The organism is Streptomyces sp. NBC_01689, from assembly GCF_036250675.1.
In the GTDB taxonomy this organism is placed as follows: Bacteria; Actinomycetota; Actinomycetes; order Streptomycetales; family Streptomycetaceae; genus Streptomyces.
On sequence record NZ_CP109592.1, the window covers coordinates 7,352,048 to 7,376,892 of the forward strand.

The window sequence follows — 24,845 nt, forward strand, 5'->3', positions numbered from 1 at the left end:
ACGGTGACTGGCGGACGGTGGCGGCGGGCGGCGCGGCTCAGTCGCGCCGCCGGGGCCCGGACGGCGGAGGCTGCCCCTGGTCGGGCGGGGGCGGCGGGGGAGGGGGCACACCCTGTCCCGGCGGCCGTCGGCGCGGCCCGGGCGGCGGCGGGAGCGGCCGGGCGACCGTCGGAGCGCCGTACACGTCGTCACCCGCCCGCTTCCGTTCCGACGGACGACCGTCGCGCGGCTCCCGCAGCTCGTCCGGCAGCCGCAGATACGGATTGGTGTCGGGGTTGGCGGGCCGGTACGGAGCGCTCGGCGCGTACGGTCCCGACCGCGGCGCGGGACCGGTGGGGGGCGGCGCGCCGGGGTGGGCCGGAGCCCGCGCGTCACCGAGTGCCAGGGGCGCCGCCCGCCGGCCCGCGGCCCCGCTCGCGTACGCCAGCAGCGCGCCCGCCGCGCCCGCGCCCGCACCCCACGCGGCCCCGAACAGCAGGGCCACACCCAGCCGTCCGTGCAGCCCGATCCCGGCCCCGAACGCGTCGATGCCGAACACCGACAGCGAGGCGTCCACCGACACGTCCGTCGCCCACGCCAGCAGCGGCAGTGCCGACGCCGTCACGATCCCCAGCCGAAGAGCGCAGCGGCCCGCGAACCCGAGGGCACCGACGCCTCCCGCACCGGGAGCACCGGGGATGCCCCCGGAAGCGGCATCCCCTCGCCGTACAAAAGGCGTACGGGCGGCGGCGAGGACCCCGGCGAACAACATCATGAGCGCGGCCGCCACCCCCAACAGCCACACCCTGCCGTCCAGTTCCGCGAGACGGCCCAGGGTCACGGGCCGGTCGGAGCCGCCGCTCAGCAGCTTGTCCAGGGGGTCGGGCAGCATCCGGGCGAGTGCGCCGGTCGCCCTGCCGTCCCAGGGGACGAGGAGACCGATCGGCACACCGAGCCACACCCCGTTGGGCGCGCCGAGCAGGGCGGCGCCCGCGATCAGTCTGGGATGCGGGTCACCGATCGCCGCGTACGCCGCCGCCGCGAGCCCCGCGACGACCGCCACCAGCAGGACCGTGACCAGCGCGGACGCGGCCGGCCGCACCGTCCGGTGCACACCCTCCCAGCCGCGCGGCAGAGGGGTGCGCCGGGAGGCCAGCAGCGAGATGACCAGGACGCCGGCCGCCCAGGCGGCACCTCCGAGCAGCGTGGGCACCGTGTCCACGGTGAATCCCACGGCCGCCTTCGCGTCCACCAGGTCGTCGATCCTCCCCGGCAGCAGTCCGCCGAGGTCACCGAGCCCGCCCGGCAGCTTGTCGGTGATCTTCCCCAGCCCGCCGCCGCCCGTCACCCGGTCGAGCCCGAGCCGGCCGCCGTCGATGGTGATGACGTCGTGGCCGGCCCAGGCCAGCCCGCCCAGGGTCGCCACGAACAGGACGACCACCGCGCCCGCGCGCGCCAGGAGTTCGGCCGGCGCGATCACAACTCCCGCCGCGCGCAAGGAACGCAGGAAGAAGTAGGAGAGCAGCAGCGCGCCGACCAGACCCACCCCCAGTGGCGTGATCTGGACGGCCGTGTGCGCGTCGGCGCCCTTCAGCCCGAAGGCCGACACGTTGCCCGAGGGCCGGACTGCGCCGTTCGCCCCCAGCGCCACCACGGCCGCGGTCATCGGCCCGAGCGAACCCGCGTCGTCCGCGCCCACCAGATGGAGGCCGAGCGCGGCCGTGCCCGCCATCGCGATCAGCGCCCAGCTCACCGAGGCGATCGCGGACAGCAGCACATCCCCCCACGGCACGCGCCCGCCCCGCCCCACGGTGTCGATGCTCATCGTCAGACCCCCCGATCCGCGCCGCGTACCACCACCATGGATGTCCCCCTCGCGTGGGATTACCACTCTCCGGTCAGGTATCAACCCCGTCAACGGAAACGGGCAACCCCACCCGTAGCCGGTCTTCGCGGGGCCCGGCTTTCGGTCGGGGGGCTGCTCCTGAAATAGTTCCCCCCGATGTTCGACATCCCTAGACTCCCTGTGTTGGGGGTAACTCGGGGGACAACACAGTGGGGCATGGAGTGCCGGAACTCGTACTGGAATTGAACGGACGGACCTGGACGCTCGATGCGTCCAGGCCATACACCCTCGGACGTGATCCGCAGGGGGACGTCGTGCTCGACGACGCCAGGGTGTCCTGGCGTCACGCCACGATCAGCTGGAGCGGCCGCAGTTGGGTCATCGAGGACCACGGCAGCACCAACGGCACGTTCCTGCAGGGGCAGCGGATCCACCGGACGGAACTCGGGCCCGGTTCGGCGGTGCACCTCGGCAACGCGACCGACGGTCCGCGCCTGAATCTGTCGGGCGCCGAGGCCCCGGCCGCGCAGGCCCGGCAACAGCCGTACGCCGCACAGGGCGCGGGCCCGGGCTGGGCCCAGCAGGCACCGTCGCAGCAGCAGGCGCCCGAACCGGGGCACCCGTCGCAGCAGCCCGCGGGGCAGGTGCCGCGGCAGCAGGGACCCGGTGGCGCCGCGGGGGCGCCGCCGGTCTACGGCGACCGCAGCCCCACGACCTTCCACCAGCTGGCCCTCGGCCGGGTGATGCGGATCGGCCGTGCGCTGGAGAACGAGCTGGTCGTCTCCGACCTCCAGGTCTCGCGCCACCACGCCGAGTTCCACGCGACGCCCGACGGCCGCTTCGAGATCCGCGACCTGGGCTCGCACAACGGCACGTACGTCAACGGCATGCCGATCGCCAAGGGCGGCTCGGCGCTGCTCGGCCCGAACGACATCGTCGGCGTCGGCCACTCGACGTTCCGTCTCGTCGGTGACCGCCTCGAGGAGTTCGTCGACACCGGTGAGGTGTCCTTCTCCGCCCGTCACCTGACCGTCACGGTCGACGGCGGCAAGCAGATCCTCAAGGACGTCTCCTTCGGTGTGCCCGAGAAGTCGCTGATCGCGGTCATCGGGCCGTCCGGCTCCGGCAAGTCGACGCTCCTGAAGGCGCTCACGGGCTACCGCCCGGCCAACCAGGGTGACGTCCTCTACGACAACCGCAACCTGTACAAGCAGTTCGCCGAGCTGCGGCAGCGCATCGGTCTGGTCCCGCAGGACGACATCCTGCACAAGGAGCTGACCGTCAAGAAGGCCCTCAAGTACGCGGCCAAGCTGCGCTTCCCCGCCGACACCACGGGCGAGGAGCGCGAGGCGCGGATAGACGAGGTGCTGCGCGAGCTGAAGCTGGACATCCACAAGGAGAAGAAGGTCACCTCCCTCTCCGGTGGCCAGCGCAAGCGGGTCTCGGTGGCCCTGGAGCTGCTGACCAAGCCGTCGCTGATCTTCCTGGACGAGCCGACCTCCGGCCTCGACCCGGGCATGGACCGCGACGTCATGCAGCTGCTGCGCGGTCTCGCCGACGACGGCCGTACGGTCCTGGTGGTCACGCACTCCGTGGCGGAACTGGCCATCTGCGACAAGCTGCTCGTGATGGCGCCCGGTGGCTCGGTGGCGTACTTCGGGCCGCCCGAGGAGGCACTGAACTTCTTCGGCTACGAGACCTGGGCCGACGTCTTCTCCGCGTTCGAGAACTACCGCGACTACGACTGGGCGGGTCGCTGGAAGGGTTCGCAGCACTACCAGATGTACGCCGCGGACATCGACGCGGTCGCCCCGCAGTCGGTGAACGTGCCGCCGCAGCAGGCGATGAAGCCGCCGAAGCCGCAGAGCTGGGGCTCCCAGCTGACGACGCTGGTGCGCCGGTACGTCTCGGTGATCGCGTCCGACAAGGGTTTCCTGGCCCTGACGGTGATCCTGCCGGCGGTGCTGGGCTCGGTCAGCCTGCTCATCGACTCGGACAAGACCCTGCTGGTCAACCCGATCATCACCAAGTCCGGTGTGCACGTGGCGAACGGCACGGCGACGACGGTGCTCCTGATCCTCGCGGTCGGCGCGTGCTTCGCGGGCGCGGCCAACTCCGTCCGTGAACTGATCAAGGAACGGGTGATCTACGAGCGGGAGCGCGCGACGGGTCTGTCGCGTTCCGCGTATCTGATGTCCAAGGTGATCGTCCTCGGTGTGGTGACCCTGCTGCAGGGTGCCCTGGTCGGTGCCATCGGCTTCGGCAGCCGCACGGTCCCGGACAAGGGCCTGGTCCTGACCGGTCTGCCCAAGGTCGAGCTCACCCTGCCGATCATGGCGCTCGGCTTCGCGTCGATGATGTTCGGCCTGGTCATCTCGTCGCTGGTGAAGACCGCCGAGAAGACGATGCCGCTGCTGGTCATGTTCGCGATCGTCCAGGTGGTGTTCACCGGCTGCCTGTTCATCCTGAACGGCACGATCGGCGTCAACCAGTTCTCCTACCTGATGCCGGCCCGCTGGGCGGTCGCGGCGGCGGGGGCCACGCTGGACTTCAACAACATCTTCCCGAACCAGGACGACCCGACGAGCACGGACCCGCTCTGGGACCACACGGCCGGGGTCTGGGCCATGGACATGGCCGCCCTGATCGCGCTCGGCGTGCTCTGCGGATTCTTCGTGGCCCGCTTCCTGCGGCGCCACGAGCCCGAGGTCATGCGGAAGTAGTCGCGTGCAGTGCGCGAAGGGCGGCACCCCGGTGGGGTGCCGCCCTTCGGCGTACGGCGGAGAGGTCCGCGCCCTGCCTCAGTACGCGCTGTTCACGTTGTCCATCGAGCCGTACTTGTCGGCCGCGTAGTTGCACGCGGCGGTGATGTTGGCGACCGGGTCGTAGATGTTCCACGAGGTGCCGGGCACGTGGTAGGCCTTGAAGGTCGGCGGGATGACCTGCAGCAGGCCCTTCGAGGGTATGCCGTTGATGGCGTTGATGTCCCAGTCGTTGATCGCACGGGGATTGCCGGACGACTCCCGCATGATGTTCTTGTACAGCCCGTGGTACGAGCCGGGGATCTTGTGCTTCTTCATGATGTCGAGCGACTCGTGGATCCAGCCGTCGAGGTTGTTCGTGTACGACTTCGCGGCGACCGTCTCGAACTGGACGCGCTGCACCGAGCGGCTCGCGGCCTGCTCCTTGACGCGCGCCTGCTGGGCGGCCTTCGCGGCGGCGGCCTTGCGGGCGGCCTCGGCGTTCTTCTTGACGACGGCCGCGTCGGCGGCCTTCTTCGCGGCGATGCTCTGGGCCTTCAGGCTGGCGCCGGCCATCTGGTCGGTGATGCTGGCCTTGACGTCCTTGATGGGCTGCTGACCGAAGGCGACCGGAGCCTGCGACACGGCGGCGTCGTTCGTGGTGGTGTGGGCACCACTGGGCGTCGCGGTGAACGCCAGGGCCGCTGCACCGAGGGTGGCGATACCGGCGATCGAAAGCTTGTGGACCTTGGTCAGCTTCGGACTATGACCAGGAGTGATGATGTTCTTGGGCATAACTGATGGACCTCTTCGAATAGCGCGGATGCCGCTCTCGGTCCGGTGGGGACACTTCGTTTCCGGATCAGACGCTGCGGGTAAACACCTGCTGCGTTGAGCGACGTGAGCCATTGTTAGCGGCCGCAAAATCCTGTGGCAAAGGTGTGACGTACGACGCCGAGTAGTAGGTCCATGGGGGACAAGTCCGGACATAAGGGCACGTCTGCCCCGCTCATAGGGGCACCGTTTATCTCCTATGTCCGTTCGTACGTGATGTGGGCCCTATGTGCGGGCTCACATGGCTCCTAGATCGTTCTCACTGCCGGTTGCTGGAGCAACGCCCAGGGTGAGCGGTCTCCGCCGGGAGGATGAGGTGGGAGTCCCCGAACTCGTGCCACAGGTAGAGCCCGCTCACCGCCGCGGTGTAGGCACGCCCGATCGCGGCCCCTCCCGCGATCGCCTCCAGCATCAGCAGATGGGAGGCCTCCGGCTCGTGCAGACCGGTCAGCAGCCCGTCGACCACCCGTACACCCCGCCGCGGGGTCACCACGAGCTCCGTCCGTCCCCGGCGGGCCCGGACCACACCGTCGGGGCCCGCCGCCGATTCGACGGCACGCACGGCCGTCGTACCGACCGCGACGATCCGACCGCCGTCCGCCCTCCCCGCGTTGATCAGACGCGCCGAAGCCTCCGGAACCTCGTACCACTCCGCGGAGGGCGGCTCGTGGGCCTCGACCGAGGAGACACCGGTGTGCAGCCGGACCGGAGCGAACCGCACCCCCCGGCTCACCAGCTCCGTCACCAGACGCGTCGTGAAGGGCCGCGCCGCGCTCGGCATCTCCGCGCTCCCCGCACCGTCGGCGGACGGCAGCGCGAACACCGTCTGATAGGCGGAGAGGGGCTGGTCCCGCTCCGTATAGGAGTACCGGACGGGGCGCCCGTGCCGCCGCAGCAGCGCGGGTACGTCCACATCCGGCACCCGCGCCCACCACAGCCGCCCGCCGCGCGCCGTCATCGGCTCCTCCAGTACGAGCCGTCCGTCCCCGGCGAGACACACCTCCGCGCCCGCGGGACCGCCCGCGCGCGGACGCGTCGTGCCCGTCCCGTCGGGATCCCGCAGCTCGACCGCCCACCGTCCGTCGTCGCCCCGGGTGGAGAAATGGACCACCACGCGCGCGTGCCCGATCCGGCCGTCGACCGCGGCGGCCAGCGTGGGGGAGGTGTTCACGACGAGCAGGTCCCCGGCCCGCAGCAGCAGCGGCAGCTCCGCGAACGCGTGGTGCGACACCTCACCGCCCCGCGAGACGAGCAGCCGTACGGAGTCCCGGTCCCGCCCGGGCCCGCGCTGCTCGGCCGGCACCCGCGCCGACAGCTCCTCCGGGACCCGCACCACGGTCCTCACCGCTCCTCCAGGAGCGCGGGCGCGGCGTAGCGGCCACTGGCGGGCCGCTCGTCGAGCAGCCTGAGGAAGGCCGGCACCACACTGTCCGGCGACGGCCGCGGCCCCCCGCCGTCCGGCACGGCCGCCGCGTACAGGTCCGTGGCCATGTCCCCCGGATCCACGGCCCAGACCCGCAGACCCGGCTCCTCCTCACCGAGTACGGCCGCGAGGTGGTCGAGGGCGGCCTTCGACGCCCCGTAACCGCCCCACGTCGGGTACGCCTCCGCCGCCGCGTCCGAGCTCACCGCGACGACCGCGCCCGCCCCGGCGGCCCGCAGCAGCGGCAGCGCCTCCCGGACCAGACCGAGCGCCGCGACCACATTGACCTCCAGGGCCCGCCGCAGCCCGTCCGGATCCAGCTCCGCGAGCGGGACCAGCGGCTCCGCGCCGAGCGCGCTCGCGTTGTTCACCAGCAGATCGACGCCCCCGAGCTCACGGGCCGCCGCCACCAGCGCCGCCCGGTGCCCGGCGTCCGTCACGTCCCCCGGCAGGGCCACCACCCGGGTCCCGTGCACGGACAGTGCCCTCGCCGTCTCCCGCAGAACCCCGGCGGTCCTGGCGTCGAGCACCAGATCCCAGCCGCGCCGCGCCAGAGCGGCGCCGAGCGCCCGCCCCAGCCCCTTCGACGCCCCCGTGATGACCGCTACCGGCATGACATCCGTCCCCTCGTCCGGCCCGCCGGCCGGCGGGCGTCCTCAACGTAGGAACCGGACCGCTCCCGCCGCCTCGTACGGCGGTCCCGACGGCGGAGGGCCCTTCGGCCTAGGCCCAGCGGCCCAGGGCCGCCCACCACGGGTCGGATACGCACTGTCACAGCCCACGGGTACGTTGGGGTCATGAGCCAAGGCCCCCGGTCCGGTCTGTACGCGGTGAGCTCCGCGCTGCTGGCCATGAGCAGGCACCTGGAGGTGCGCGACGTCCTCAAGACGATCGTCGCCTCGGCCCGCGAGCTGCTCGACGCGCAGTACGCCGCCCTCGGGGTGCCGGACGACCACGGCGGCTTCGCCCAGTTCGTGGTCGACGGCGTCAGCGACGCCCAGTGGAAGGCCATCGGCCCGCTCCCGCGCCAGCACGGCATCCTCGCCGCGATGCTGCACGAGGCACGCCCCGAGCGTCTCGCCGACGTCCGCGAGGACCCCCGCTTCGAGGGCTGGCCCGCCGCCCACCCGGACATGTCCGACTTCCTCGGCCTGCCCGTCCGTGACGGCGACGAGACCATCGGAGCCCTGTTCCTCGCCAACAAGAACGGCACCAGGGCCGACGGCGGCTGCGGCTTCACCGAGGACGACGAGGAACTCCTCACCATCCTCGCCCAGCACGCGGCGATCGCCCTGACCAACGCCCGTCTCTACGAGCGCAGCCGCGAACTCACCATCGCCGAGGAACGCTCCCGGCTCGCGCACGAACTGCACGACGCCGTCAGCCAGAAGTTGTTCTCCCTGCGGCTCACGGCGCAGGCCGCCGCGGCCCTCGTCGACCGGGACCCCGCGCGCGCCAAGGGCGAACTCCACCAGGTGGCCGCGCTCGCCGCCGAAGCCACCGAGGAACTGCGCGCCGCCGTCATCGAGTTGCGCCCCGCCGCCCTCGACGAGGACGGTCTCGTGGCCACGCTGCGCACCCAGATCCAGGTGCTCGACCGCGCCCACTCGGCGCGCGTGACCTTCACCGGCCGGGGCGTGCGCGCCCTGCCCGCGGCCCAGGAGGAGGCCGTCCTGCGCGTCGCCCAGGAAGCCCTCCACAACGCGCTGCGGCACTCCGGGGCGGCCCGCGTCGACGTCCTCCTGGAGAAGCGCGGACCAGGCGCGGTGCTGAGCGTCAGTGACGACGGCGGTGGCTTCGACCCCACGGAGATACGCACCGCGGGACGCCACCTCGGCCTCGTCTCCATGCGCGACCGGTCGAGCGGGGTCGGCGGCACGCTGACCGTGGAATCGGCGCCCGGCAAGGGCACCACGATCGAGATGGAGGTCCCTGGTGGCTGAGGCAATCAAGGTGCTGCTCGTCGACGACCATCAGGTGGTCCGCCGGGGCCTGCGCACCTTTCTCGAGGTGCAGGACGACATCGAGGTCGTGGGAGAGGCGTCCGACGGCGCCGAAGGGGTCGCCCTCGCCGAGGAGCTGAAGCCCGACGTCGTCCTCATGGACGTCAAGATGCCGGGCATGGACGGCATCGACGCGCTGCGCAGGCTCCGTGAACTCGCGAACCCCGCACGCGTGTTGATCGTCACCAGCTTCACCGAGCAGCGCACGGTCGTCCCGGCCCTGCGGGCCGGCGCGGCGGGGTACGTCTACAAGGACGTGGATCCCGACGCCCTCGCCGGAGCCATCCGTTCCGTGCACGCGGGGCACATCCTGCTGCAGCCCGAGGTGGCGGGCGTCCTGCTCTCCCAGGAGGAGGCCAACTCCGGCCAGGGCAGGGGAGGTTCGCTCACCGACCGGGAACGGGAGGTGCTCGCGCTGATCGCCGACGGCCGCTCCAACCGGGAGATCGCCCGCGCGCTCGTCCTCTCCGAGAAGACCGTCAAGACACATGTCTCGAACATCCTGATGAAGCTCGACCTCGCGGACCGGACACAGGCCGCGTTGTGGGCCGTTCGGCATGGGGCGGCGGGCTGAGCGGGCACGATGATACGAAAGGTTCCGCTCCGGACTGAGATTCATACCGTCGGGTGTATGTCACCCGGATGGCGCATCCTCCGTGGATCCCGGCCGTTCTCCAGTGCGTGCCGCGGCGACCTGCCGCGGTGATCGCTAGGGAGGGCTCAGAAGTGAAGAACCTGAAGAAGGCCACGGCTGTCGCGATGGTGGCGGGCGGCCTCGTCGCCGCCGGTGCCGGTATGGCTTCCGCGACGGACGGCTCGTGGGCCGCCGGCCAGGCCGCGGGCTCCCCGGGTGTCGTCTCGGGCAACGTCATCCAGGCGCCGGTCCACATCCCCGTGAACGCGGTCGGCAACAGCGTGAACGTGATCGGCGTCCTGAACCCCGCCTTCGGCAACCTCGGCCTCAACGGCTGAGGTTCCCGCCCCACCCGTCATGACCACCGGCCCCCGGGCGCTCCCCGGGGGCCGGTCAGGTGTGGTCGGCCCATCGGCCCATCCGTCCATCGTCTCAATGGCCCGAACGGTCACTTCGGCCGACGGTTCCGTGCCATGGGGCGGCCTCCCGCGTTGAGGGACGTACGACCCGCGGCCGGGTCGGAACCGCAATCGCAGGAGGAACGTTTCTCATGAACATCGCCAAGAAGGCCGCCATGGCCGTCACCGTCGCCGGTATCGCCGCGGGAGCCTCGGCCGGCGCGGCCGTGGCCGACTCGGGGGCCCACGCCGCCGCCGTGCAGTCGCCGGGTGTCGTCTCGGGCAACATCGTGCAGCTCCCCGTCCACGTCCCCGTCAACGTCGTGGGCGACAGCGTGAACGTGGTCGGCCTGCTGAACCCCGCGTTCGGCAACACGGGCGTGAACGGCTGACGCACGCCGCCGCGCAGGGCCCCGCGAACCATCCGCGGGGCCCTGCGCCGTCCCTCCGGCGCGCACCGGGCGCGCGGTGCGCTCCGCCCCCGGGACGCGCGCCCGCCCCGGAGCCACACCGAACGACCCCTCGTCCTGACCGTGGGCCACGCACCGCGCGCCACGAGTCGCCGGTGCGGCAGGCGCGTCCCGTACGGAACGGAACGCGCCCTACGAGAGTCCCCTCTCCACCCGATGCGCGCCGCGCCCCCGCGGTCAGGCGCGAGCCGAACAGCACCGACTCGGGCCGTACGGCGAGAGCACACCGCCGAGCCCACTTCGAGAGCGCGATTTCCCGGGCGCCCGCCCCACCGCGTGATTCGGGCGCGCGCACTCCCGCATGACGCTCGGCAAGCGTGCGCCCCCCCGCGGCCTTGCAGCGAACGCCACCCGCGCGCTCGCGCACCGAGTCCCGCGCCCCCGTGCAACCAGCCGCGCGCCCTCGGCCCCATACAACGAGCGCCGCGCCTTCATTGCCGCCGCGCGGCGAACCCCCGCACCTGACTCCGTCAAGTGGGCTTGGCGTCCCTGTACCTGGCCTTGCCAGGTGGGCCTGGCGCACCTGTACCTCGCGCCGTCGGGCGAGCCTGGCGCCCCCGGTCCCGTGCAGCGAGCCCTCGGCCCGGTGCGACGAGCGCCGCACCCCCGCCGCCGTGCGGCGAATGCCCCCGCACCTCGTTCCGCCAGGTGGGCCTGACGCCCCTGTACTTGGCTCCGTCAGGCGGCCTTGGCGCCCTCGCACCTGGCTCCGTGAGGTGGGCCCGGCACCCGTGTACCTCGCCCCGCCAGGCGACCCCCGCACCTCCGGCACCGTGCAGCCCCCCGTGCCCGCGCCCCAGTGCTGCGAGCACCGCCCCCGCCCCGGCCCGCGGTGGCCCCGCCCGGGCCCGCGGTGGCCGCACCCCGGCGCGCGGGGCCGCGCCCCGGTCCAGCGGGGGCCGCGCCCCGGCCCGAGGGGGGCGCCGTACCCCTGATCACCCAGCGGAGCGCCCCGTCAGTGGCCCCCGCGCTCCCGTTCCTCCACGAACGCGTTGTACGCCGCCACCTGCGCCCGCCGGGCCGTCCGTTCCACCGGACGCAGCGCCTCGGCGCGAGCCGCCATCTCGGAGGCGCTCACCGCCCCGCCGTGCCCGTTCTCGTACGCGACGGAGATCAGCAGTCCCACCCGCTGGGCGAGTTCCAACACCCGTACCGCACGCGGCGGGTAGCCGGGCGCCAGGATCTCGCGCCCCCGCTCGGCCCGCGCCCGGTACGCCTCCACGGCCGCCTCCGCGACCGGCCCCGACCCGGCGACGTCCAGCCGCGACAACACCTCCGTCGCCTCGCGCAGCGCCTCCGCCAGTTCCCGTTCGGCCTCCCCGAGGGACGGCACGTCGGCGGGCGGCGCCTCCCGCACCGGGAGACAGTGCCAGACGACCTCGACATGGACGTCGCCGGCGGGCCCCGCCTCGTACACCTCCGGTACGAGCCCCAGCGCGGCGCCGTGACAGACGACCGCCTCCTCGGCGTCGAGGGCGCGCGCGTTGAAGTCCGGCGGCCCGCTCAGCCCGAGCGGGTGCCCCGGCGCGGGCAGCGCGACCCGCAGCCCGGCGACGCCGAGCGCCCGCAGTCGGCCGAGGGCGAGCGTGAGCCCGACGGGCCCCGTCTCGCCCGGCAGCCCCTCGACCCGGTGCACCGCGTCCTCGCCGACGATGGCGATGACCGCGTCATCCGGAGATACAAAGCCGGCCAAAAGGGCATTTCCCCATGCGGCCAGACGTCCTGAACGTGGTTCCGAGAGCATGCCTCCACCCTAAGGACCGGCCGATGGACAGGAGCGCCCGACCGGTGGCGTAGGTTTTCCCTGGGGGCTGCGTCCACAGACGTAAGCGACGGCCGAGACTGCAATGGGAGACAACGCGCTCATGAGCGATGTACTGGAGCTGGAGGACGTGTCCGTGGTCCGCGAGGGCCGGGCTCTGGTGGACCAGGTCTCCTGGTCGGTCAAGGAGGGAGAACGCTGGGTCATCCTCGGTCCGAACGGCGCCGGCAAGACGACCCTCCTCAACCTCGCCTCCAGCTACCTCTTCCCCAGCCAGGGAACCGCCACCATCCTCGGCGAGACCCTCGGCAAGGTCGACGTGTTCGAGCTGCGCCCGCGCATCGGCGTGGCCGGCATCGCCATGGCCGAGAAGCTTCCCAAGGGCCAGACCGTCCTGCAGACCGTGCTCACTGCCGCCTACGGCATGACCGCGGGCTGGCACGAGGACTACGAGGACATCGACGAGCAGCGCGCCCGCGCCTTCCTCGACCGCCTCGGCATGAGCGACTACCTCGACCGCAGGTTCGGCACGCTCTCCGAGGGCGAGCGCAAGCGCACCCTGATCGCCCGCGCCCTGATGACCGACCCCGAGCTGCTCCTGCTCGACGAGCCCGCCGCGGGCCTCGACCTCGGCGGCCGCGAGGACCTCGTACGCCGCCTCGGCCGGCTCGCCCGCGACCCGATCGCCCCCTCCATGATCATGGTCACCCACCATGTCGAGGAGATCGCCCCGGGCTTCACCCACGTCCTCATGATCCGCCAGGGCAAGGTGCTCGCCGCGGGCCCCCTGGAACTCGAACTCACCTCCCGCAACCTCTCCCGCTGCTTCGGCCTCCCCCTCGTCGTCGAACAGGTCGGCGAGCGCTGGACCGCGCAGGGCCTCCCGATGGCCTGAGCCGCACGAAGCGGCCGACCCCCACCGTCCCGGGAGACGCACCCGCCCCGCGGGAACCGATACGAGCCCCCTCTCCGCCCGGTCTGCGCCCTGTCGCCGAACGGACCCGCGGACCTACCATGACCACGTGAACGACATCAACGCATGGGTGTGGTGGCTGGTCGGCGCGGCCGCGCTGGGCATCCCGCTCGTGGTGACCGCGATGCCGGAGTTCGGCATGCTCGCCGCGGGCGCCGCGGCGGCCGCGGCCACGGCCGGTCTCGGCGCCGGTGTCGTCCTCCAGGTACTCGTCTTCGCCGCCGTCTCCGTCGCGCTCATCGCGGTGGTACGCCCCGTCGCGACCCGGCACCGCTCGCAACGGCCCCAACTCGTCTCGGGCGTCGAGGCGTTGAAGGGCAGACAGGCCGTCGTGCTGGAGCGGGTCGACGGTTCGGGAGACGGCCGGATCAAGCTCGCCGGAGAGATCTGGTCGGCACGCGCCCTCGACACCGGACAGGCCTACGAAGTGGGCCAGGAGGTGGACGTCGTGGACATCGAAGGAGCCACGGCGATCGTCATGTGACCTCGCGCGACTCCAACTGAACCGAACGCCCCACGCGGCAGACGACGGTCTGTCAGACTCGTCCAGCAAGATCTTCAACAACCATAAGATCTTTCGGAAACACCGAGGCGCAGAAGGGTACGGGGAGTTATCGATGGCACCCATCATCATCGTCCTGATCATTCTGGTGGTGCTGGTTTTCATCGCCCTGATCAAGACCATCCAGGTCATCCCACAGGCCAGCGCCGCCATCGTCGAACGGTTCGGCCGGTACACCCGGACCCTGAACGCGGGCCTCAACATCGTCGTCCCGTTCATCGACTCGATCCGCAACCGCATCGACCTGCGTGAACAGGTCGTACCGTTCCCGCCGCAGCCGGTGATCACCCAGGACAACCTGGTCGTCAACATCGACACGGTCATCTACTACCAGGTCACCGACGCCCGCGCCGCGACCTACGAGGTCGCCAGCTACATCCAGGCGATCGAACAGCTCACGGTCACCACGCTGCGCAACATCATCGGCGGCATGGACCTGGAGCGGACCCTCACCTCCCGCGAGGAGATCAACGCGGCCCTGCGCGGCGTCCTCGACGAGGCGACCGGCAAGTGGGGCATCCGCGTCAACCGCGTGGAACTGAAGGCGATCGAACCGCCCACCTCCATCCAGGACTCGATGGAGAAGCAGATGCGCGCCGACCGTGACAAGCGTGCCGCGATCCTCACCGCCGAAGGCATCCGCCAGTCGCAGATCCTCACCGCCGAGGGTGAGAAGCAGTCCGCGATCCTGCGCGCCGAAGGTGAGGCCAAGGCCGCCGCCCTGCGCGCCGAGGGCGAGGCCCAGGCCGTCCGTACGGTCTTCGAGGCCATCCACGCCGGAGACCCGGACCAGAAGCTCCTCTCCTACCAGTACCTCCAGATGCTCCCGAAGATCGCGGAGGGCGACGCCAACAAGCTCTGGATCGTGCCGAGCGAGATCGGCGACGCCCTCAAGGGGCTGAGCGGTGCCATGGGCAACTTCGGCCCCATGGGCGGCGGTTCGGGCAACAGCGGCGCGGAGCGCCGTGACGAGCGCCGCGAGAAGCCGTCCGTCACCGACTGACCACGTCGTACGAGGAGGGGGCCCGTCTCCGACCGGAGACGGGCCCCCTCCTCGTACGACCTGATCCCCCAGCCCGGCCTAGGCCGCGGGCTGCACCAGCCACTCCGGCAGCGCGTCGAGGTCGTCGCGGTCCAGCGTCAGCAGCATCGCGTCGGCGGGCGTCGGCTCGAACGGCTGCCTGAGCAGCGGCATCCCCGCCTGCTCCGGCGTACGGGCCGCCTTGCGGTGATTGTCCTCGGCGCACGACGCGACCGTGTTCAGCCAGGAGTCCTGGCCGCCCTGCGCACGGGGTACCACGTGGTCGACCGTCGTCGCCCGCCTGCCGCAGTACGCGCAGCGATGGCGGTCACGCACGAGGACACCACGCCTCGACCACGGGGCTTGTCTTCGGAAGGGCACCCTGACATACCGGCACAACCTGATCACCCGCGGCACGGGTATGTCGAGAGCGGCACCGCGCATGCGCAGTTCGGGGTGGGCCTGCTCGACGACGGCCTTGTCCTGCAGCACCAGAACGACGGCTCGGTTCAACGTCACCGTCGACAGCGGCTCAAAGCTCGCGTTCAGAACCAGCGTGTCCCGCATCCTGCCCACCTCCCGTATGCACCGGCCCACCCACTGGCGGGCTTGGATCAACTCTGGCCGGGCGCGCCGAGATGGACAACGCAATAAAAATGCCCGCCCCTGATCACTTCCAAGACCAGAGGCGGGCAAACGTTCAGTGAACGTCCGTCTGTGACGCTTTACGCGGGAGCCGCGTACTCGCCGATCAGATGGGCGCGGGCCAGCGTGTGGAACCGCAGGTTGAATCCGACATAGGCCGGCGACGCCTCCGCGTCCGGGCCGAGCTTCTCCTGATCCACGGCGTACACGGTGAAGAGGTACCGGTGCGCGGGGTCCCCGGCCGGCGGCGCGGCGCCACCGAAGTCCCTGGTCCCGTAGTCGTTGCGTACGTGGACCGCGCCGTCCGGCAGGCCCTCGAACGTGCCGCTGCCCGCACCCGTCACCAGTTCGGTGACGGAGGCCGGGATGTCGAACACCACCCAGTGCCAGAACCCGCTGCCCGTCGGGGCGTCGGGGTCGAAGCACGTCACGGCGAAGCTCTTGGTCCCGGCGGGGAAACCCTCCCAGCTCAGCTGCGGCGAGGTGTTCCCGGCCGCGTAGACCTGGGCGTCCTTCAGCACCGCGCCCGAGGCCACGTCCTCACTGGTGACCGTGAAGGCCGGCACGCGCGGATGGAAGTCGTGCGGAAGGGGCGCCCTCTTGAGCTCGGTCACGTCAGTACCTCCTGAACGGCGGAATCTCTCGGTCCGAGCCTAGAACCAGCTGCGCCGGCTCCCGACCTCGGACAGCCACTGGTTCAGGTACGCGGCCCAGTCCGTGCCCTGGAAGTCGTGCAGGCCCACCTGGAAGGAGCGGTACGAGTCGCTGCCCTCGCTGAAGAGGCCCGGCTTCTTGTCCATCTCCAGGATGACGTCCATCTCGCGGTCGTCCGCGACGAAGCTCAGCTCGACCTGGTTCAGCCCGCGGTACTGCGACGGCGGGAAGAACTCGATCTCCTGGTAGAAGGGCAGCTTCTGGCGGCTGCCCCGGATGTGACCGCGCTCCATGTCCGCGTTCTTGAAGCGGAAGCCCAGCTGGATGAAGGCGTTCAGGAGGGCCTGCTGCGCCGGGAGGGGGTGCACGTGGATGGGGTCCAGGTCCCCGGAGTCCACGGCACGCGCGATCTCCAGCTCCGTGGTCACACCGATGTTCATGCCGCGCAGGCTCTGCCCGTCGATCGTGGTGATCGGGGTCTCCCACGGGATGTCGAGCCCGAAGGGGACCGCGTGCACGGCGCCGGCCTGCAGCTCGAAGGCGCCCCCGAGTCGCAGCTTCGCGAACTCGATGTCCTGCTTGTACTCCTGGTCGTCGTGACCCTCGACCTCGACCCTGGCCTGGAGCCCCACCGACAGCCCCTCGATGGCCTGGTTCACGGATCCGCCCTGGATCCGCACCTCACCCTGCACGACACCGCCCGGAACGACGTTGACCTCGGTCAGCACCGTCTCGACCGAAGCCCCACCGGCTCCCAGGCTCGCAAGCAGCCGCTTGAACCCCATGTCTCAAACCTCCCCAGGCAACGCCTGTGCTCCGTAGTACTGCGTCTGGATCCCTGATCCCTACATACGCGATCCGACCGGCGGCCGGTTCCGCGTTCTCACCCTTACAAGGGGAACGCTCCTTGACCACCCGTCGGCACCCACCCGTACCCACGTGTCCGTGTCGCTGGACTACGCTCGGACGGCATGATCGCGGCCCCTGACCGTACGCCCCTGATGCGTGAGTTCTTCGACCGCCCCGTACTGGAGGTCGCTCCCGACCTCCTGGGGCGGATCCTCGTGCGCACGACACCTGACGGTCCGATCGAACTCCGTCTCACGGAGGTCGAGGCGTACGACGGTCCGGACGACCCCGGCTCCCACGCCTATCGCGGCCGCACGACCCGCAACGGCGTGATGTTCGGTCCGCCCGGGCATGTGTACGTCTACTTCACCTACGGCATGTGGTTCTGCATGAACCTGGTGTGCGGTCCCGTGGGCAGACCCAGTGGTGTCCTGCTGAGGGCCGGCGAGGTCGTCGAGGGCGCCGAGCTCACTCGCAGACGTCGACTCTCGGCCCGGAACGACAAGGAACTGGCCAAAGGCCCCGCCCGCCTGGCGACGGCGCTGGACGTGGAACGGTCCCTCGACGGCACCGACGCCTGCGCCCCGGAGGGGGGTCCGCTGACCCTGCTGGCGGGGACACCGGCCGCCCCCGACCAGGTACGCAACGGCCCCCGGACCGGAGTGTCCGGTGACGGCGGCGTCCACCCGTGGCGCTTCTGGGTCGCCAACGACCCCACCGTGAGCCCTTATCGGGCCCATACCCCGCGCCGCCGCTCAACTTGACTCGCCTCTGGGGGGTCCGTAATGTAGCCCGAGCCGCTTGACCCGGGTACGGCGTTCAGCCTGCAGCCGGAAGTGGCCAACCCACTACCTACGACCTCCCCTCAGCGGGGGCGAATTCGACGTGTCCGCATGTCTGAATTCAATCTCGCGAAGCTCGATTATGAGCTGCGGACGGAATCGGCTAGCGTAGTGAATGTCGAAAGGCCCTGAGGCGAAAGAACTCAAAGGCCGAAAGGCAGACCCGCCGACTGGGAATCAGGCCCGAAAGGATCTGATAGAGTCGGACTCGCCGGAAAGGGAAACGCGAAAGCGGGAACCTGGAAAGCGCCGAGGAAATCGGATACGGAAACGGTCTGATAGAGTCGGAAACGCAAGACCGAAGGGAAGCGCCCGGAGGAAAGCCCGAGAGGGTGAGTACAAAGGAAGCGTCCGTTCCTTGAGAACTCAACAGCGTGCCAAAAATCAACGCCAGATATGTTGATACCCCGTCTCCGGCCGATCGGTCGGGGCGAGGTTCCTTTGAAAAAGTCCTGCCTTTCGGGGCAGGCGCACAGCGAGGACGCTGTGAACCGGGGGATTATTCCTCTTCCGGTTCCGCTCTCGTGGTGTTTCGCCGGATTACCGGTAAGCATTCACGGAGAGTTTGATCCTGGCTCAGGACGAACGCTGGCGGCGTGCTTAACACATGCAAGTCGAACGATGAAGCCCTTCGGGGTGGATTAGTGGCGAACGGGTGAGTAACACGTGGGCAATCTGCCCTTCACTCTGGGACAAGCCCTGGAAACGGGGTCTAATACCGGATAATACCTGCCTGGGCATCTGGGTGGGTTGAAAGCTCCGGCGGTGAAGGATGAGCCCGCGGCCTATCAGCTTGTTGGTGAGGTAGTGGCTCACCAAGGCGACGACGGGTAGCCGGCCTGAGAGGGCGACCGGCCACACTGGGACTGAGACACGGCCCAGACTCCTACGGGAGGCAGCAGTGGGGAATATTGCACAATGGGCGAAAGCCTGATGCAGCGACGCCGCGTGAGGGATGACGGCCTTCGGGTTGTAAACCTCTTTCAGCAGGGAAGAAGCGAGAGTGACGGTACCTGCAGAAGAAGCGCCGGCTAACTACGTGCCAGCAGCCGCGGTAATACGTAGGGCGCAAGCGTTGTCCGGAATTATTGGGCGTAAAGAGCTCGTAGGCGGCTTGTCACGTCGGGTGTGAAAGACCGGGGCTTAACCCCGGTTCTGCATTCGATACGGGCTAGCTAGAGTGTGGTAGGGGAGATCGGAATTCCTGGTGTAGCGGTGAAATGCGCAGATATCAGGAGGAACACCGGTGGCGAAGGCGGATCTCTGGGCCATTACTGACGCTGAGGAGCGAAAGCGTGGGGAGCGAACAGGATTAGATACCCTGGTAGTCCACGCCGTAAACGGTGGGAACTAGGTGTTGGCGACATTCCACGTCGTCGGTGCCGCAGCTAACGCATTAAGTTCCCCGCCTGGGGAGTACGGCCGCAAGGCTAAAACTCAAAGGAATTGACGGGGGCCCGCACAAGCAGCGGAGCATGTGGCTTAATTCGACGCAACGCGAAGAACCTTACCAAGGCTTGACATACACCGGAAACGGCCAGAGATGGTCGCCCCCTTGTGGTCGGTGTACAGGTGGTGCATGGCTGTCGTCAGCTCGTGTCGTGAGATGTTGGGTTAAGTCCCGCAACGAGCGCAACCCTTGTTCTGTGTTGCCAGCATGCCCTTCGGGGTGATGGGGACTCACAGGAGACTGCCGGGGTCAACTCGGAGGAAGGTGGGGACGACGTCAAGTCATCATGCCCCTTATGTCTTGGGCTGCACACGTGCTACAATGGCAGGTACAAAGAGCTGCGAAGCCGTGAGGCGGAGCGAATCTCAAAAAGCCTGTCTCAGTTCGGATTGGGGTCTGCAACTCGACCCCATGAAGTCGGAGTTGCTAGTAATCGCAGATCAGCATTGCTGCGGTGAATACGTTCCCGGGCCTTGTACACACCGCCCGTCACGTCACGAAAGTCGGTAACACCCGAAGCCGGTGGCCCAACCCCTTGTGGGAGGGAGCTGTCGAAGGTGGGACTGGCGATTGGGACGAAGTCGTAACAAGGTAGCCGTACCGGAAGGTGCGGCTGGATCACCTCCTTTCTAAGGAGCATCTAGGCTGCCAGGTTCGCCTGGTGGTCCAGGGCCATTACGTCGGCAAACGTTCGACGGTGGTTGCTCATGGGTGGAACGTTGATTATTCGGCACACTTGATCGTCTTCTCCTCCTAGTACTGGCCTTCGGGTCGTGGAACGGGTGAGGGAAGCGGGGAGTGTGCCGGGCACGTTGTTGGGTGTCTGAGGGTACGGCCGATTGTGGCTGCCTTCAGTGCCGGCCCCAGTGAACTCCGGTTGTAGCCGGGGGTGATGGGTGGTTGGTCGTTGTTTGAGAACTGCACAGTGGACGCGAGCATCTGTGGCCAAGTTTTTAAGGGCGCACGGTGGATGCCTTGGCACCAGGAACCGATGAAGGACGTGGGAGGCCACGATAGTCCCCGGGGAGTCGTCAACCAGGCTTTGATCCGGGGGTTTCCGAATGGGGAAACCCGGCAGTCGTCATGGGCTGTCACCCATACCTGAACACATAGGGTATGTGGAGGGAACGCGGGGAAGTGAAACATCTCAGTACCCGCAGGAAGAGAAAACAACCGTGATTCCGGGAGTAGTGGCGAGCGAAACTGGATGAGGCCAAACCATATGCGTGTGAGACCCGGCAGGGGTTGCGTATGTGGGGTTGTGGGATTTCTCTTTCACGGTCTGCCGGCCGTGAGACGAGTCAGAAACCGTTGATGTAGGCGAAGGACATGCGAAAGGTCCGGCGTAGAGGGTAAGACCCCCGTAGTCGAAACATCAGCGGCTCGTTTGAGAAACACCCAAGTAGCACGGGGCCCGAGAAATCCCGTGTGAATCTGGCGGGACCACCCGCTAAGCCTAAATATTCCCTGGTGACCGATAGCGGATAGTACCGTGAGGGAATGGTGAAAAGTACCGCGGGAGCGGAGTGAAATAGTACCTGAAACCGTGTGCCTACAAGCCGTGGGAGCGTCGGATGTGTGCTTGCACATGTCTCGTGACTGCGTGCCTTTTGAAGAATGAGCCTGCGAGTTTGCGGTGTGTTGCGAGGTTAACCCGTGTGGGGAAGCCGTAGCGAAAGCGAGTCCGAATAGGGCGATTTAGTAGCGCGCTCAAGACCCGAAGCGGAGTGATCTAGCCATGGGCAGGTTGAAGCGGCTGTAAGAGGTCGTGGAGGACCGAACCCACCAGGGTTGAAAACCTGGGGGATGACCTGTGGTTAGGGGTGAAAGGCCAATCAAACTCCGTGATAGCTGGTTCTCCCCGAAATGCATTTAGGTGCAGCGTCGTGTGTTTCTTGCCGGAGGTAGAGCACTGGATAGGCGATGGGCCCTACCGGGTTACTGACCTTAGCCAAACTCCGAATGCCGGTAAGTGAGAGCGCGGCAGTGAGACTGTGGGGGATAAGCTCCATGGTCGAGAGGGAAACAGCCCAGAGCATCGACTAAGGCCCCTAAGCGTACGCTAAGTGGGAAAGGATGTGGAGTCGCACAGACAACCAGGAGGTTGGCTTAGAAGCAGCCACCCTTGAAAGAGTGCGTAATAGCTCACTGGTCTAGTGATTCCGCGCCGACAATGTAGCGGGGCTCAAGCGTACCGCCGAAGTCGTGTCATTGCAGCAATAGGGCCAACGCCCGCTGTGATGGGTAGGGGAGCGTCGTGTGCCGGGTGAAGCCGCGCCGGAAGGCAGTGGTGGACGGTTCACGAGTGAGAATGCAGGCATGAGTAGCGATACACACGTGAGAAACGTGTGCGCCGATTGACTAAGGGTTCCTGGGTCAAGCTGATCTGCCCAGGGTAAGTCGGGACCTAAGGCGAGGCCGACAGGCGTAGTCGATGGATAACCGGTTGATATTCCGGTACCCGCTGTGAAGCGTCAAACATTGAACCAGGCGATGCTAAGTCCGTGAAGCCGCCCTGGAGCCTTCGGGCGAAGGGGAGTGGTGGAGCCGACGGACCAGACCTGTAGTAGGTGAGTGATGGGGTGACGCAGGAAGGTAGTCCATCCCGGGCGGTGGTTGTCCCGGGGTAAGGGTGTAGGACGTTGTCCAGGTAAATCCGGACAGCACATAGTCTGAGACCTGATGCCGAGCCGATTGTGGTGAAGTGGATGATCCTATGCTGTCGAGAAAAGCCTCTAGCGAGTTTCATGGCGGCCCGTACCCTAAACCGACTCAGGTGGTCAGGTAGAGAATACCGAGGCGTTCGGGTGAACTATGGTTAAGGAACTCGGCAAAATGCCCCCGTAACTTCGGGAGAAGGGGGCCATCACCGGTGATGAGTCTTGCACTCTGAGCTGGGGGTGGCCGCAGAGACCAGCGAGAAGCGACTGTTTACTAAAAACACAGGTCCGTGCGAAGCCGTAAGGCGATGTATACGGACTGACGCCTGCCCGGTGCTGGAACGTTAAGGGGACCGGTTAGTCACTCTTCGGGGTGGCGAAGCTGAGAACTTAAGCGCCAGTAAACGGCGGTGGTAACTATAACCATCCTAAGGTAGCGAAATTCCTTGTCGGGTAAGTTCCGACCTGCACGAATGGCGTAACGACTTCTCGACTGTCTCAACCATAGGCCCGGTGAAATTGCACTACGAGTAAAGATGCTCGTTTCGCGCAGCAGGACGGAAAGACCCCGGGACCTTTACTACAGTTTGATATTGGTGTTCGGTTCGGCTTGTGTAGGATAGCTGGGAGACTTTGAAGCTCGCACGCCAGTGTGGGTGGAGTCGTCGTTGAAATACCAGTCTGGTCGTGCTGGATGTCTAACCTGGGTCCGTGATCCGGATCAGGGACAGTGTCTGATGGGTAGTTTAACTGGGGCGGTTGCCTCCTAAAGAGTAACGGAGGCGCCCAAAGGTTCCCTCAGCCTGGTTGGTAATCAGGTGTTGAGTGTAAGTGCACAAGGGAGCTTGACTGTGAGACCGACGGGTCGAGCAGGGACGAAAGTCGGGACTAGTGATCCGGCGGTGGCTTGTGGAAGCGCCGTCGCTCAACGGATAAAAGGTACCCCGGGGATAACAGGCTGATCTTCCCCAAGAGTCCATATCGACGGGATGGTTTGGCACCTCGATGTCGGCTCGTCGCATCCTGGGGCTGGAGTCGGTCCCAAGGGTTGGGCTGTTCGCCCATTAAAGCGGTACGCGAGCTGGGTTTAGAACGTCGTGAGACAGTTCGGTCCCTATCCGCTGTGCGCGTAGGAATATTGAGAAGGGCTGTCCCTAGTACGAGAGGACCGGGACGGACGAACCTCTGGTGTGCCAGTTGTCCTGCCAAGGGCATGGCTGGTTGGCTACGTTCGGGAGGGATAACCGCTGAAAGCATCTAAGCGGGAAGCCTGCTTCGAGATGAGTATTCCCACCCCCTTTGAGGGGTTAAGGCTCCCAGTAGACGACTGGGTTGATAGGCCGGATCTGGAAGGCGGGTAACCGCTGGAGGTGACCGGTACTAATAGGCCGAGGGCTTGTCCTCAGTTGCTCGCGTCCACTGTGTAGTTCCCAGACAACGAACGGTTGTGCTGGCTGAACGGCTTCACTGATGAATTGAATAGTGTGCTTGTTCGCTGCCCGTTCGAGGTCTCGTTGAAAAACGAGATGTCTGACAGGGTTTCGGTGGTCATAGCGTGAGGGAAACGCCCGGTTACATTCCGAACCCGGAAGCTAAGCCTTACAGCGCCGATGGTACTGCAGGGGGGACCCTGTGGGAGAGTAGGACGCCGCCGAACAATCTTTGGAGGACCTCTGGTCCCAGCGACTCGCTGGGACCAGAGGTCCTTTTTTGTTTTTACGAAGCGCGCCGGGTACCCGGCTGCGCGAGAATGACTTGCGGTACCGAAGACAGGAGTCACCCCATGTCCACCAACTCTCCCGATGAGCGACCGGAGCGCGATCAGCGACGCCGGGACAGTGGTGATCGCGGCGGCTACCGCGGGGGTCCCCGCCGGGACAACGACCGCCGCGACAGCGACCGCGGCGGCTTCGGCCGGCGTGACGACCGCCGGGACGGCGACCGTGCGGGTGACCGAGGCGGAGACCGTGGCGGCTTCCGCCGTGACGACAACCGCGGCGGTGGCAGCAGCGGTGGCGGCTTCCGTGGCCGAGACGACCGTCGCGAAGGCGACCGCGGGGGCCGTCCGCCGTTCCGCCGTGACGACCGCCCCGGCGGGACCGGCCGCGACGACCGCGGTGGTTTCCGCAGGGACGGGGACCGTCCGGCCTTCCGTCGTGACGACCGCCGTGACGATCGGAGTGGCGACAGTCGTGGTGGGGACAGGGGTCCCCGTCGTGACGGGGACCGTCCGCCGTTCCGTCGTGACGAGCGTTCCGGCGCTCCGCGCCGTGACGACGACCGCGGTGGGTTCCGGCGCGACGACAACCGTGGTGGCGGCACCGGAGGCGGCTTCCGCCGCGATGACCGACGCGACGACCGTGGCGGTGACCGCCGGGACGACCGTGGCGGCGACCGAGGTGGCTTCCGTCGCGACGACAGCCGCAGTGGTGGCGGGTTCCGCCGGGACGACAACCGTGGCGGCGGCGACCGTGGCGGGTTCCGCCGCGACGACCGCAGCGACCGCAGCGACTTCCGCAGGGACGGGGACCGCCCCGCCTTCCGCCGCGACGACCGCCGTGACGACCGTGGCGGTGACAGTCGTGGTGGGGACAGGGGTCCCCGTCGTGACGGGGACCGTCCGCCGTTCCGTCGTGACGAGCGTTCCGGCGCTCCGCGCCGTGACGACGACCGCGGTGGGTTCCGGCGCGACGACAACCGTGGTGGCGGCACCGGAGGCGGCTTCCGCCGTGACGACCGGCGCGACGACCGTGGCGGTGACCGCCGTGACGACCGTGGCGGCGACCGTGGCGGCTTCCGTCGCGACGACAGCCGCAGTGGTGGCGGGTTCCGCCGGGACGACAACCGTGGCGGCGGCGACCGCGGCGGGTTCCGCCGCGACGACCGCGACGACCGCGGTGGTTTCCGCAGGGACGGGGACCGCCCCGCCTTCCGCCGCGACGACCGCCGTGACGACCGTGGCGGTGGCTTCCGCGGGCGCGACGACCGCGGCCGGGACGACCGTGGACGCGGCGGCCCGCGCCGCGACGACCGGGGTGGCCGTCCCGGTGGCTTCCAGGGCCGTGACGACCGCCGGGGCGGCGACAGCCGCGGTGCCTT

The 24,845-nt window shown here is 68.4% G+C and carries 17 protein-coding genes, 3 rRNA genes and 1 pseudogene; 13 read left to right on the top strand and 8 right to left on the bottom strand.

Annotated features, from left to right (window positions below; all coding sequences use genetic code 11):
* Positions 1-37: 37 nt before the first annotated feature.
* Positions 38-1,804, bottom strand: a complete 1,767-nt coding sequence (locus tag OG776_RS31455) for a streptophobe family protein (RefSeq protein ID WP_329322905.1) — start codon at positions 1,802-1,804, stop codon at positions 38-40.
* A 242-nt stretch (positions 1,805-2,046) separates the two neighbouring features.
* Here OG776_RS31455 and OG776_RS31460 point away from each other — a divergent pair, with 242 nt between their 5' ends.
* Positions 2,047-4,548, top strand: a complete 2,502-nt coding sequence (locus tag OG776_RS31460; protein ID WP_148007547.1) for an ABC transporter ATP-binding protein/permease — start codon at positions 2,047-2,049, stop codon at positions 4,546-4,548.
* A gap of 78 nt (positions 4,549-4,626) precedes the next feature.
* Here OG776_RS31460 and OG776_RS31465 read toward each other — a convergent pair whose 3' ends face one another.
* The 3 genes from OG776_RS31465 to OG776_RS31475 form a co-directional block, all read right to left on the bottom strand.
* Complete coding sequence (locus tag OG776_RS31465) at positions 4,627-5,361, bottom strand: transglycosylase SLT domain-containing protein (protein ID WP_148007548.1); 735 nt, start codon at positions 5,359-5,361, stop codon at positions 4,627-4,629.
* A 298-nt stretch (positions 5,362-5,659) separates the two neighbouring features.
* The gene (locus OG776_RS31470; protein ID WP_148007549.1) at positions 5,660-6,745 is read right to left on the bottom strand and encodes an S-adenosylmethionine:tRNA ribosyltransferase-isomerase; all 1,086 of its coding nucleotides are present in this window, start codon (positions 6,743-6,745) and stop codon (positions 5,660-5,662) included.
* Positions 6,742-7,437: an SDR family NAD(P)-dependent oxidoreductase gene (locus OG776_RS31475; protein ID WP_329322906.1), complete on the bottom strand. Its 696-nt coding sequence runs from the start codon at positions 7,435-7,437 to the stop codon at positions 6,742-6,744. The genes OG776_RS31470 and OG776_RS31475 overlap by 4 nt, the downstream gene beginning before the upstream one ends.
* A 183-nt stretch (positions 7,438-7,620) precedes the next feature.
* On the opposite strand from OG776_RS31475, the gene OG776_RS31480 reads away from it, so the two are divergent.
* From OG776_RS31480 to OG776_RS31495, 4 genes are all read left to right on the top strand, one after another.
* Entirely contained in the window at positions 7,621-8,766 is a 1,146-nt protein-coding gene (locus OG776_RS31480) for a GAF domain-containing sensor histidine kinase (RefSeq protein ID WP_148007551.1), read from the top strand.
* Positions 8,759-9,400: a response regulator gene (locus OG776_RS31485; RefSeq protein WP_148007552.1), complete on the top strand. Its 642-nt coding sequence runs from the start codon at positions 8,759-8,761 to the stop codon at positions 9,398-9,400. Before OG776_RS31480 ends, OG776_RS31485 begins: the two co-directional genes overlap by 8 nt.
* 152 nt (positions 9,401-9,552) lie before the next feature.
* Positions 9,553-9,798 (top strand): chaplin, encoded by a 246-nt coding sequence (locus tag OG776_RS31490; protein ID WP_148007553.1) that lies wholly within the window; start codon positions 9,553-9,555, stop codon positions 9,796-9,798.
* A 212-nt stretch (positions 9,799-10,010) separates the two neighbouring features.
* Complete coding sequence (locus OG776_RS31495; RefSeq protein ID WP_148007554.1) at positions 10,011-10,250, top strand: chaplin; 240 nt, start codon at positions 10,011-10,013, stop codon at positions 10,248-10,250.
* Positions 10,251-11,283: 1,033 nt separating this feature from the next.
* On the opposite strand, the gene OG776_RS31500 is transcribed toward OG776_RS31495, so the two are convergent.
* The gene (locus tag OG776_RS31500) at positions 11,284-12,072 is read right to left on the bottom strand and encodes a hypothetical protein (protein WP_329322907.1); all 789 of its coding nucleotides are present in this window, start codon (positions 12,070-12,072) and stop codon (positions 11,284-11,286) included.
* A 121-nt stretch (positions 12,073-12,193) separates the two neighbouring features.
* On the opposite strand from OG776_RS31500, the gene OG776_RS31505 reads away from it, so the two are divergent.
* The 3 genes from OG776_RS31505 (at position 12,194) to OG776_RS31515 (ending at position 14,628) form a co-directional block, all read left to right on the top strand.
* A complete protein-coding gene (locus OG776_RS31505; RefSeq protein WP_148007556.1) occupies positions 12,194-12,985 on the top strand; it encodes an ABC transporter ATP-binding protein in 792 nt (263 codons plus the stop codon).
* Positions 12,986-13,112: 127 nt separating this feature from the next.
* The gene (locus OG776_RS31510) at positions 13,113-13,547 is read left to right on the top strand and encodes an NfeD family protein (protein ID WP_148007557.1); all 435 of its coding nucleotides are present in this window, start codon (positions 13,113-13,115) and stop codon (positions 13,545-13,547) included.
* Positions 13,548-13,680: 133 nt separating this feature from the next.
* On the top strand, positions 13,681-14,628 hold the full coding sequence (locus tag OG776_RS31515; RefSeq protein ID WP_148007558.1) for an SPFH domain-containing protein: 948 nt from the start codon (positions 13,681-13,683) through the stop codon (positions 14,626-14,628).
* Positions 14,629-14,706: 78 nt separating this feature from the next.
* Here the strand turns inward: OG776_RS31515 and OG776_RS31520 are convergent, their stop codons facing one another.
* The 3 genes from OG776_RS31520 to OG776_RS31530 all read right to left on the bottom strand — a co-directional run bounded on the left by OG776_RS31520 (position 14,707) and on the right by OG776_RS31530 (position 16,730).
* A complete protein-coding gene (locus OG776_RS31520) occupies positions 14,707-15,213 on the bottom strand; it encodes an HNH endonuclease (protein WP_148007559.1) in 507 nt (168 codons plus the stop codon).
* 158 nt (positions 15,214-15,371) lie between these two features.
* On the bottom strand, positions 15,372-15,905 hold the full coding sequence (locus tag OG776_RS31525) for a YbhB/YbcL family Raf kinase inhibitor-like protein (RefSeq protein ID WP_148007560.1): 534 nt from the start codon (positions 15,903-15,905) through the stop codon (positions 15,372-15,374).
* Between the two features lie 39 nt (positions 15,906-15,944).
* On the bottom strand, positions 15,945-16,730 hold the full coding sequence (locus tag OG776_RS31530) for a sporulation protein (RefSeq protein ID WP_329322908.1): 786 nt from the start codon (positions 16,728-16,730) through the stop codon (positions 15,945-15,947).
* Between the two features lie 186 nt (positions 16,731-16,916).
* On the opposite strand from OG776_RS31530, the gene OG776_RS31535 reads away from it, so the two are divergent.
* From OG776_RS31535 to OG776_RS42485, 5 genes and pseudogenes are all read left to right on the top strand, one after another.
* On the top strand, positions 16,917-17,558 hold the full coding sequence (locus OG776_RS31535) for a DNA-3-methyladenine glycosylase (RefSeq protein WP_329326562.1): 642 nt from the start codon (positions 16,917-16,919) through the stop codon (positions 17,556-17,558).
* A 631-nt stretch (positions 17,559-18,189) separates the two neighbouring features.
* Positions 18,190-19,715 (top strand): 16S ribosomal RNA (locus OG776_RS31540).
* A 314-nt stretch (positions 19,716-20,029) separates the two neighbouring features.
* Positions 20,030-23,150 (top strand): 23S ribosomal RNA (locus OG776_RS31545).
* Between the two features lie 136 nt (positions 23,151-23,286).
* A 5S ribosomal RNA gene (gene rrf, locus OG776_RS31550) occupies positions 23,287-23,403 on the top strand.
* The 16S, 23S and 5S rRNA genes sit together here, the layout of an rRNA operon.
* 603 nt (positions 23,404-24,006) lie before the next feature.
* Positions 24,007-24,780 (top strand): annotated as a pseudogene (locus OG776_RS42485) (hypothetical protein); the annotation flags it as partial.
* Between the last annotated feature and the right edge of the window lie 65 nt (positions 24,781-24,845).

Excerpts from the sequence above, each read along its gene's own strand:
- OG776_RS31500 (WP_329322907.1), bottom strand. The coding sequence starts at position 12,072 with ATGCTCTCGGAACCACGTTCAGGACGTCTGGCCGCATGGGGAAATGCC.
- OG776_RS31530 (WP_329322908.1), bottom strand. The coding sequence starts at position 16,730 with ATGGGGTTCAAGCGGCTGCTTGCGAGCCTGGGAGCCGGTGGGGCTTCG.
- OG776_RS31515 (WP_148007558.1), top strand. The coding sequence starts at position 13,681 with ATGGCACCCATCATCATCGTCCTGATCATTCTGGTGGTGCTGGTTTTC.
- OG776_RS31505 (WP_148007556.1), top strand. The coding sequence starts at position 12,194 with ATGAGCGATGTACTGGAGCTGGAGGACGTGTCCGTGGTCCGCGAGGGC.
- OG776_RS31475 (WP_329322906.1), bottom strand. The coding sequence starts at position 7,437 with ATGCCGGTAGCGGTCATCACGGGGGCGTCGAAGGGGCTGGGGCGGGCG.
- OG776_RS31535 (WP_329326562.1), top strand. The coding sequence starts at position 16,917 with ATGATCGCGGCCCCTGACCGTACGCCCCTGATGCGTGAGTTCTTCGAC.
- OG776_RS31465 (WP_148007548.1), bottom strand. The coding sequence starts at position 5,361 with ATGCCCAAGAACATCATCACTCCTGGTCATAGTCCGAAGCTGACCAAG.
- OG776_RS31520 (WP_148007559.1), bottom strand. The coding sequence starts at position 15,213 with ATGCGGGACACGCTGGTTCTGAACGCGAGCTTTGAGCCGCTGTCGACG.
- OG776_RS31480 (WP_148007551.1), top strand. The coding sequence starts at position 7,621 with ATGAGCCAAGGCCCCCGGTCCGGTCTGTACGCGGTGAGCTCCGCGCTG.
- OG776_RS31495 (WP_148007554.1), top strand. The coding sequence starts at position 10,011 with ATGAACATCGCCAAGAAGGCCGCCATGGCCGTCACCGTCGCCGGTATC.
- OG776_RS31455 (WP_329322905.1), bottom strand. The coding sequence starts at position 1,804 with ATGAGCATCGACACCGTGGGGCGGGGCGGGCGCGTGCCGTGGGGGGAT.